This is a genomic window from Bacillus sp. GMs2/2 (assembly GCF_050172095.1).
Classification (GTDB): domain Bacteria; phylum Bacillota; class Bacilli; order Bacillales; family Bacillaceae_G; genus Bacillus_A; species Bacillus_A cereus.
The window spans coordinates 1-9,903 of sequence record NZ_JBNLYE010000155.1 but is presented as its reverse complement, the minus strand read 5'-3'; the positions used below and the strand labels follow the sequence as shown (position 1 = coordinate 9,903).

The following is a 9,903-nucleotide window of genomic DNA, read 5'->3' as shown; positions in this document are numbered from 1 at the left end:
CTATGGATAGTGATAGAGATAAAGGGTATATAAAATACTCATCGTTTTTTAGTAAGAGAGGGGTTATCTTATGCTATACGAGGATTTGGAGACATTATTTCAAACAGCTCCGAAAGAAGATAGAGGCGGATGGAAATATATAATCCAAGAACAAAATGATACATTTAAAATTGGTGATGAAATACTGAAAAATCAAATGAGTGTCGAATTGTATTTTAATGAATACGATGAGGTGAAAATCACTTTATATAAAGATGGAATTCCCATTACGACTATGCAAAAAATTACGATTTCAAAAGTTGAATTAGACGAAGATGAAGAAGGTATTCAATTTGTTTTAGAACGCATGCCTAGTCGAATGATTCGGTTGCAGTTAAAGCCGTATTTAGCATTAGAAATGGGACCGTACTGGGAAGTATGTGATGATTGTGAATGAACATAAAAAAGCATCCAATAACATGGATGCTTTTTTATGTTTTTTGAAGTTGTTTAAACGCAATGATTGGAAGTATAACAATACTTACCCATCCGATGATAGGATATAGAATGTGAAGTAAGTCACTGTAACCGATGTAACTAAAGCAATAACTAATTAGTAAAATGAAGAAAATAATATTGTGATTTTTCCACCCAGTAATAGATTGCATCTGTTTTGTCATTCCGAACACATTACCAACTAAAGTTGTGAAAACTTCACCGAAAATAATGAGAACGAAGAAGAAGTGAAAAGTTGCATTAAATCTTCTTATGACTTCAGCCATTGGGATGTTATATTGATAAAATTGATCGACTGATAAGATTGCTAAATGGCTGCATAATAAAATTAAAGAAAGTCCAGCACCACCTAAAATCCCACCCCAAAAAATGGCTTTTCGATCCTTTACTTCACTGGCTAATGGGACGAGAACACTTTGGGCGAGAGAAAGGTTTAAGGCGACATATGTAATAGGGCTAGTAATCCATTTCATATTCCAGCTCTCTGCAGGAATAGTGTTATTAATAGGAGGTGTACCGTGAAAAAAGGTTGTAATAGCAAGTCCTATAATAAAAATCATCATAATAGGTACGACAAGTGTATTTACTTCAAAAACACCTTGTAACCCGCGGCTACTTATAATGAGACAAGCGATAACTGTAATGAGAATACCGAGTTGTCTTGGTAAGCGAAGTTGCTCTTCAAATACTGCACCGGCCCCTGATAACATAACGCTCGTTACGCCGAATAAAACGAGTAATAATAATGTGTTTACAACATTCCCAAATACATCCCCAAATAAATATTTGTTAAATTCTTGCGCTGAAAATGCCCCGATTTGTGATGAAAGTAACATCATCTTTGTACCAAGCCAAATAAAAAAAAATCCACTTACACATATGCCAATTGTCCCGTATAATCCATTCACTGTGAAAAATTCAACAATTTCTCGTCCAGTAGCAAATCCAGCTCCAACGACAGTTCCGATATAAGTAGCAGCTACTTTCTTTGCTACTTGCCATTGTTGATTGTCCATGTTATCCCTCTTTCTACTATGATGAGCTTGATGTACTATTATGCATATGTATGAGCTTGGACAATTAGACGTATGAAGTGGTTGAAAAAATACATGAATTAAATGATATTAGGGAAGCATTAAAGGTGTTAAAACTTTGTTACATATAAGCCAATTGTTCGAAAGGAAAGGGAATGTATGGTAAAATGTAATTAAGTTATTAAAAGATAAACATTACAAAATGATAAGAGGAGTGATTGTATGAGTACGAAAACAAATGTTGTTGAAGTATTAAACAAGCAGGTAGCAAACTGGAATGTGTTATATGTTAAATTACATAATTATCACTGGTATGTGACAGGGCCACACTTCTTTACATTACATGAGAAATTTGAAGAGTTTTATAATGAGGCTGGAACGTATATTGATGAGTTAGCAGAACGTATTTTAGCTTTAGAAGGTAAACCATTAGCGACAATGAAAGAATATCTCGCAACATCTAGTGTCAGCGAAGGGACAAGCAAAGAATCTGCAGAAGAAATGGTGCAAACATTAGTGAATGATTATTCTGCACTTATTCAAGAATTAAAAGAAGGTATGGAAGTTGCGGGTGAAGCTGGCGATGAAACATCAGCTGACATGCTGTTAGCAATTCATACAACATTAGAACAGCATGTATGGATGCTAAGTGCATTCTTAAAATAATGATAAATATATAGAAACCCATTGAAAAATTATTTCAATGGGTTTTTTTATGATTTTTCAGTTTTCTTTTATGCTATAATATAGTAAAAAGGAGGCGATGCGATGTTTCGCTTTTTCAGAACTGGAAAAGAAGAGCGGGAAATTACGAAAGATGAATTAGAACAAGCGATGGCTCAGTTTTTAGAAACGAATGCTAATATCGTTTATACAGTATTAGTAAATGATGATTATACAGTAAATTATGATTTGTTAAAACCATATTTACCTGCATTTCCAACAAATGTTTTTCTCATAACGAAGGAAACGCTTGAGGTATTTGAACATACAGCAGAAAATTTAAACCTAGTGAAAGAAATTGATGTCGTACAAAAAGCAGTAGATCAATACGTAACAGAAAAAGAAATGTTCCCAATTGTTGAAGGTAGCGAAGATCGCCTCATATGTGGAATGAAATTAGGACCTTACTTAAATCGTAGCTTAAAAAGAGACTTATATATTTCAGAAAAACATTATTTAGTTTCAAGTAAACCAGATAGAAAAAAACAAAAGAGTGGGTAGACGTAATGAAAACAACAATACATATATTGTTGTCTTTTTTTTGTTTGTTAAAATATTGACTTTTCAGTTTATTAATATTTATATTAAATGTATTGGACAGAGAAGGATAACTATTAAGTATCATTCGGAGAATAAGATATTGCTAGGGCGAGTTATATAAAATCTTCACAAAGTGGTATAAAGATTCGCAAACAAATATTATAAAAGGTTTCGGGGGAATTGGTACATGAAAAATAGTATGACTTACATTCAATTATTAAATGAAACGTTACGTTGTTATGCAAATAAAGGAAGTTTTGAAGCGTACAATTATATAATGGAAAACGCTACAGGTGTAATAGGGAATGAGGCACAAATATATAATTTTCAGTATGCGCTCGCAAGTGCATCGGGACTTGAAAAAGAAGCATTACATTTAATGAGGGAGGCTATTATAGAAAGGGGATTCTGGTATGGAAATGAGTATTTAATTTCCGACGAAGATTTAAAATCACTACATAAATTTGAAGAATTTCATACAATGGTGCAGTTATGTAAAGAAAGAGAAGAATTAGCACATAAAACGGAAAGACCAGATGTGAAATATATATACACCAAGAAAGAAGGAAATCTACTACTTACATTGCATGGTAACCAAGAAAATATGCAAATAGTAGAGCCATATTGGAAATCAGTTTTGACACAAGATTACACGTTAGCTTTACCACAGTCTTCACAAATTCAGTTTTCAGATGGATTTGTTTGGGATGATATAGAGAGAGGGAAAGAGGAATTAAAAGGGCATTACAATAAGTTTATAGAAAATCATACAGTAGAAAGTGTAATCATTGGTGGTTTTTCTGCAGGGGCGAGAGTAGCTTTATATACGATTTTACAACAAGATATAAATGTAGATGGTTTTGTTTTTATGGCACCATGGCTTCCGGAGATTGAAGAATGGGATGAGTTGCTAAGAGTGCTGAAGGATAAACATATAAAAGGATATATAGTATGCGGGGATCAAGATGAAGATTGCTTCGAATCCACGCAGCAATTCGTACAACTATTAAGAGAGAAGAATATAGAACATAAGTATAAAGTTGTGCCTGATTTAGATCATGATTATCCTATTAACTTTGAAGAGCTATTAAAAGAAGCTATTGAATATATAGGAAATGAAAACAATAAGTAGTAAGAAAAAGAGATGCATCACATGTGATGCATCTCTTTTTAGAATTATAAATTAAAAGCATTTGCTAGTAAGCGATAAGACTTTAATTTATGTTCAAATTGATGAGTAATCGTGACAATCATAAATTCGTCAGTATTGTATGCTTTGCTTAAGTTTATTATTTTTTCTTTTACAGAAGACGGATCACCAACAATCATACGTTGACGATTTTCTTTTATACGGAATAAATCATAAGCGCTGTATGAATAATTTTGAGCAGTTTCAATAGAAGGTGTACCAGTAGTTCGTTTTCCTTGCTCTAATAATAAGATTGATAAATCTAAACTAGAAGCAATTTTTTCCGCTTCTTCATTTGTTTCTCCGCATATAACAAAGATGGCAACGATTGAATTAGGCTTATCTCCTAAAAATGAAGGCTCATATTGTTCTTGGTAAGCCCTCATAACTTCAGGGCCTCCGAAGCCGTTAATAAATTGTGCAAATGCGAAAGAAGCTCCGTTGTTTGCAGCAATTTTAGCGCTCTCTCCGCTAGAACCGAGCATCCACATTTCAGGAGATGTTGGGATAACTGGAGTTGCTTTTAAGTTTGCATAGTGATGGTTTTCGGGTACTTGATCATGTAAGTACATTGCAACGTCTGCAATTTGTTCTGGATATTGATCAAGTGAGACCATTTTCCCTTCTTGAAGTGCGCGAGTTGCTATTGGCATACCACCAGGCGCTCTACCAACACCGAGATCGATGCGGTTCGGATACAATGCTTCTAGAACACGGAAATTCTCAGCAACTTTATATGGGCTATAATGCGGTAACATAACACCACCTGAACCGACTCTAATACGGTCCGTTTTTGCGGCAATATGAGAAATAAGTATTTCTGGACTTGAACCAGCTAAGCTTACGGAATTATGATGTTCGGATACCCAAAAACGTGTGAATCCGAGTTTTTCAACTTCTTGTGCAAGCGTAACTGTATGTGAAAAAGCTTGGGCTGCTGTGCTACCATCTGAAATAGGTGATTGGTCTAATACACTTAACTTGATCATAGAATATACCTCTCAATCTTAATGTACATCCTATTATATATTTACTTATGAAAAATGCGTAGTGAAATGCTCAAAATGAAAAGCGGATAATCTTATTTCCGCTTTTAACGAGAAAATCCGCGTTCATAATGATTCATTTCGACTAGATTTAAAATATATTCATAGTTGTCAATTTCACGCTTTAGTTGTTCACGTTCTTTTTCAGATAGTGTCATATTGCTAAGTTTTTTACATAAGTTTTGTTTCTTTAATTCTAAATGTTTTTTTGTAGCATCGTAGTCATAAGTATGTTTCATTTTTAACCAATCCTTCTTTGTAGTTGCTATATTATACGAAGTATAAAGAAAAGTGAGATCTGTCTCTTATGTACTTTTAGTGAATATTCAAATTGCAATGGTGTTATGTTTATGGGGATTTATGAATAAAATGCACTAAACCACTAACGTCCATTTGATGAAGTAAGGGGTGGAATTGTGCAGAAAGATATAATGTATAATACTGAAATGGATGAAGCGTTAAAAGTTATAGATAAAGGATTGAAGAAGCCGATAAGTCCAAAACAAATTATTGTAGTGGGAGCTGGTATGGCTGGGTTAGTTTCAGCTTCTTTATTAAAGGCTGCAGGACATGATGTGAAAATTTTTGAAGCAAATAACCGGGTAGGTGGTCGTATAGAAACAGTTAGAATGGAAGATACCGGATTATATTTAGATGTTGGAGCAATGAGGATTCCTTATTCACATACATTAACGATGGCATATATAAGAAAATTTAGGCTACAGGTGAGACCTTTTATTAATAGGAATGAGACGGATATTATATACGTAAATGGACGGAAAACGACGTTAAAACAATATGAAAAAGATCCAAGTATTCTAAGATATCCTGTGGAAATGAATGAAGTTGGAAAAACGTCAGAGGAATTATTATTGTTAGCGGTACAGCCCATTATAAATTTTATAAAAAAGAACCCAGAAAAAAATTGGGATATTGTTGTAAAGGATTTTGGGAGATACTCTACTGGACAATTTTTAAAGTATCATCCTTATCAGTATAATACTTACTTTTCACCAGTAACAATTGAGATGATTGGTGTTTTATTAGATTTAGAAGGTTTTTTGGAACGGTCGTTTGTAGAGACTTTACGCTTTCTATACATTATGCAAGAGGAGAGCGGATTTTGTGAAATTGTGGGCGGGAATGATAGATTGCCAAAGTCATTTTTACCGCAATTAGAAGAGAATATTATATATAATCAAAAATTAATGAAGTTACATCAACACGATAATGGTGTGACAGCTTTCTATCGGAACGAGGAAACTTTTGAATATAGTAGTATTACAGGAGATTTAGTTATTGTTACCATTCCGTTTTCGACAATGCGTTTTGTAGAAGTAGATCCGTTTGATTCTATATCTCATGAAAAATGGAAAGCAATTCGTGAATTACATTATATGCCTGCGACGAAAATAGGAATTCAATTTAAAAGCCGATTTTGGGAAGAACAAGGACAATTAGGTGGCAGAATTATAACAGATTTGCCAATTCGTTATGCCTATTATCCAAGTTATGGAATTGGGGAGAAAGGACCGGCTATGATGTTAGGTAGCTATACATGGTCTTATGACGCGTTGTTATGGGATGGTTTATCAAAAGGGGATCGTATTTATTACGCATTACACAACTTAGCAACAATATTAGGTGGTCAAGTGTATGATGAGTTCATATCTGGAATTTCAAAAAGCTGGACATTGGATCCGTATGCGCTTGGAGGATTTGCACTTTTTCAAGCAGGTCAAGAATCTGAGCTGCAACCAGCGATTGTCAAACCAGAGGGGAGAATATTCTTCGCTGGAGATCATACAACGCTATATCACGGATGGATTCAAGGTGCGATTGAATCTGGAATTCGTGTAGCGGTGGAAGTGAATGAGTAAAAGGTTTTCAATTCAGAAAATTCTTTACTATATAACTTCAGATGGATATTATTATATATAAAAGAAATATAGGGAGTGTTTACAGTGAATCCGTTATTATTCGATTTTCCTTCTGAATTTTATACTGATAGACTTTTTATTCGAATGCCGAAACCAGGAGATGGTAAAGTTGTATATGATGCAATTCAGGCTTCAATACAAGAACTAAAACCTTGGATGGTGTTTGCACAAAAAGAGCAAACAGAGCAAGAAGTAGAAGAAAGTATTAGAAAATCACATATTCAATTTTTGCAACGTGAGGATTTAAGATTACTAGTATTTTCGAAAGAAACAGGTGAATTTATTGCATCAGCTGGATTACATCGTATTAATTGGGATATACCTCAATTTGAAATTGGATATTGGATTGATACAAGGTTTAGCGGAAAAGGCTATATGGTAGAGGCTGCGAAAGGTATAACGGATTACGCTTTTTCTGAATTGAAAGCAAACCGTGTAGAAATTCGTTGTGATTCTTTAAATAAGAAGAGTAGAGCGATACCTGAGAAATTAGGTTTTAAGTTAGAAGGTACGTTAGAAAGTGCGAGTGTTGCGGTAGATGGAAACGGATTAAGGGATATGTGTGTATTTGCTATGACTAGAAATACATATGAAAAAGAAGAGCTGTAAGAAAACAGCTCTTCTTTTTATGCATTATGGTACAGGATGTCCATTAGAGCTTTCGAAAATTGTAAACCATTGTTGACGGTCTAAGTTAACTTTTGTAGCAAGAGCGGCAGTTTTTACGCGATCTAATTTACCAGAGCCAACGATTGGCATCATATTAGCTGGATGAGCAAGTAACCAAGCATACATAACCGTATCTATACTAGAAACACCTAGCTCAGTAGCAACTTTTTGCACAGTTTCACGTACGCGTACAGCACGTTCTGATTGACCAGTAAAAATCTCCCCACCAGCAAGAGGTGACCAAATCATTGGATTGATTCGTTTTTCTTGGCAAAAGTCAATTGTTCCTTTTTCAAAATGCTCAAGCTGCAATGCAGAAACTTCAATTTGGTTCGTAATAAGTGGAAAATCTAAGTACGAATTTAACATATTAAATTGTGAAGGTAAGAAGTTAGATACACCGAAGTGACGAACTTTTCCTTCTTGTTTTAATTGTGAAAAGGCTTTTGCCACTTCATTTGGATCCATAAAAGGATCGGGACGATGAATAAGTAATACGTCAATATAATCTGTATGTAAATTTTTAAGTGATGCTTCTACACTTTGCATAATATGCTCTGTACTAGTATTGTAGTGAGCAACATATCGTTCTGGAAATTTCGGTGATGGGGGAGCGATTCCACACTTTGTAATAATTTGCATGTTTTCTCGTAAGGAAGGCTTTAATTGTAAAGCTTCGCCAAATAACCCTTCACACGTATATGCGCCGTAAATATCAGCGTGATCAAAAGTAGTAATTCCCATATCCATACAATCTTCAATGAAAGAAAGTAATTCTTGTTTCGTCATATTCCATTCTGCTAAACGCCAAAATCCTTGAATAATACGAGAAAATTCTAGCGTTTCAGCCATTTGAACTCGCTCCATTATAAGTACCCCCTTGATGAATAATAATGTTTTGAAAAGGCTTTTTTACTACATGTTATTATATAGTTAATTAGGTGTACAGACAATAAATATGTTTTGCTATAAAAACGATTTTTTCTATCATGCCTTTCGAGAGGACTCCCATCTCTAAACGTAAATGAAGGTGGTGAGGTGAATCGAAAGAAATATTTTATTTTTGAGAAAAAAACGGAAACGTATGTTCTTTTTTGCTATAATATCCTTAACAAGGAGGTGAATAAAATGGCAAAAGAAAATCCATCAAACTATAAAACTCTTCAAATCTGGATAAAAAAAGGGCATCGTATGTATTCTTATTTTCAAGAATGTTGTCATAACGCTAAGAATATGTACAACACCACAAACTTTTATATACGCCAGGTGTACACTGGATTAACACAAGAAAAAGAGTTGCAGCCTTTGCAAAAAGAAGTTCTGGATAATATTCATAAAAATATTGGGAAGATGAATGACACACAACGTCTTGTCTATCGGAAGAAATTGGAAAAAGAGAAAGTGAAGCCTAAAGAAGAACAGAAAGAGATTACATGTAATTTGTTTTCAGAACCTAATTTTGAAAAACCTTATGTAGATTACAACTTTCTAGATGCACTATTTAAGGCTATGATTCAAAATGATTATCGAGCTTTGCCTACGCAATGTAGCCAGTCCATCATGAAAGGTTTGTTCCAAAATTGGAAATCTTTTTTTGCTAGTTTAAAAGACTATAAAAAGAATCCAAACAAATATGATGGAATGCCTAGGATTCCAAAGTATATTCGTTCTTCTGAAAAAGAGATTCTGTATACAAACCAAGATTGCATCATTAAAAACGGTAGATTTTTAAAGTTTCCAAAGACGAAATTGCAATTAAATATTGGGAAACTAGGTTTCACTGAAGGTAAACTGAAACAAGTTCGTGTGATTCCAAAATACAATGAATATGTAGTGGAATTGGTAATTGATGTTCCTTCTGAACAACAAATGATTGAAGCGAATGCTCGTTATATGAGTATTGATTTAGGGATTGATAACCTTGCAACCATCGTAACAAACACAGGTATGAAACCTGTCCTTGTTAAGGGCAAACATGTCAAAAGCATAAATCAATATTACAACAAAATGAAGAGTCATTTTACAAGCATTCTTAGAAATGGAAAACAAACGAATGAAGGACCTTTTACTTCTAAAAGGATAGAAAAACTTCATCAAAAACGTTACTTGAAAATAAAAGACGTCTTCCATAAAGTTAGTCACCACATCGTAAAACTAGCTCAAGAAGAAGAAGTTTGTAAAATCGTTATTGGTCAAAACAAAAGTTGGAAACAAGAAACGAATATGGGAAAAAGAAATAACCAATCGTTTTGTCATATCCCGCATAA

Annotated in this window: 11 protein-coding genes; 7 read left to right on the top strand and 4 right to left on the bottom strand. The window is 34.0% G+C overall.

The genetic code is table 11. The features are described from left to right. The first annotated feature begins 70 nt into the window (after positions 1 to 70). Entirely contained in the window at positions 71 to 436 is a 366-nt protein-coding gene (locus ACQGS6_RS17825) for a DUF3979 family protein (RefSeq protein WP_000965059.1), read from the top strand. 34 nt (positions 437 to 470) lie between these two features. Here the strand turns inward: ACQGS6_RS17825 and ACQGS6_RS17820 are convergent, their stop codons facing one another. After that, positions 471 to 1,511, bottom strand: a complete 1,041-nt coding sequence (locus ACQGS6_RS17820; RefSeq protein ID WP_000370203.1) for a YkvI family membrane protein — start codon at positions 1,509 to 1,511, stop codon at positions 471 to 473. Positions 1,512 to 1,751: 240 nt separating this feature from the next. Between ACQGS6_RS17820 and ACQGS6_RS17815 the strand changes: the two genes are divergently transcribed. From ACQGS6_RS17815 to ACQGS6_RS17805, 3 genes are all read left to right on the top strand, one after another. Then, complete coding sequence (locus ACQGS6_RS17815) at positions 1,752 to 2,195, top strand: Dps family protein (protein ID WP_000105199.1); 444 nt, start codon at positions 1,752 to 1,754, stop codon at positions 2,193 to 2,195. A gap of 102 nt (positions 2,196 to 2,297) precedes the next feature. Further along, complete coding sequence (locus ACQGS6_RS17810) at positions 2,298 to 2,753, top strand: DUF3939 domain-containing protein (protein ID WP_000488206.1); 456 nt, start codon at positions 2,298 to 2,300, stop codon at positions 2,751 to 2,753. Between the two features lie 226 nt (positions 2,754 to 2,979). Beyond that, positions 2,980 to 3,924 (top strand): alpha/beta hydrolase, encoded by a 945-nt coding sequence (locus ACQGS6_RS17805; protein WP_098398396.1) that lies wholly within the window; start codon positions 2,980 to 2,982, stop codon positions 3,922 to 3,924. 44 nt (positions 3,925 to 3,968) lie between these two features. Here the strand turns inward: ACQGS6_RS17805 and ACQGS6_RS17800 are convergent, their stop codons facing one another. Both ACQGS6_RS17800 and ACQGS6_RS17795 read right to left on the bottom strand, forming a co-directional pair. After that, the gene (locus ACQGS6_RS17800; RefSeq protein WP_000594041.1) at positions 3,969 to 4,970 is read right to left on the bottom strand and encodes an LLM class flavin-dependent oxidoreductase; all 1,002 of its coding nucleotides are present in this window, start codon (positions 4,968 to 4,970) and stop codon (positions 3,969 to 3,971) included. A 104-nt stretch (positions 4,971 to 5,074) separates the two neighbouring features. Beyond that, positions 5,075 to 5,266: a DUF3896 family protein gene (locus ACQGS6_RS17795; RefSeq protein ID WP_000683359.1), complete on the bottom strand. Its 192-nt coding sequence runs from the start codon at positions 5,264 to 5,266 to the stop codon at positions 5,075 to 5,077. A 177-nt stretch (positions 5,267 to 5,443) separates the two neighbouring features. Here ACQGS6_RS17795 and ACQGS6_RS17790 point away from each other — a divergent pair, with 177 nt between their 5' ends. After that, positions 5,444 to 6,907, top strand: coding sequence for a flavin monoamine oxidase family protein (locus tag ACQGS6_RS17790; RefSeq protein WP_001168109.1), 1,464 nt, complete (start codon positions 5,444 to 5,446; stop codon positions 6,905 to 6,907). Between the two features lie 84 nt (positions 6,908 to 6,991). Beyond that, positions 6,992 to 7,576, top strand: a complete 585-nt coding sequence (locus ACQGS6_RS17785; RefSeq protein WP_001068750.1) for a GNAT family N-acetyltransferase — start codon at positions 6,992 to 6,994, stop codon at positions 7,574 to 7,576. 24 nt (positions 7,577 to 7,600) lie between these two features. On the opposite strand, the gene ACQGS6_RS17780 is transcribed toward ACQGS6_RS17785, so the two are convergent. After that, positions 7,601 to 8,503, bottom strand: coding sequence for an aldo/keto reductase (locus ACQGS6_RS17780; protein WP_322370926.1), 903 nt, complete (start codon positions 8,501 to 8,503; stop codon positions 7,601 to 7,603). A gap of 261 nt (positions 8,504 to 8,764) precedes the next feature. On the opposite strand from ACQGS6_RS17780, the gene ACQGS6_RS17775 reads away from it, so the two are divergent. Next, positions 8,765 to 9,903: RNA-guided endonuclease InsQ/TnpB family protein (locus tag ACQGS6_RS17775; protein ID WP_426965370.1), on the top strand; the 1,139-nt coding region annotated here is incomplete at its 3' end.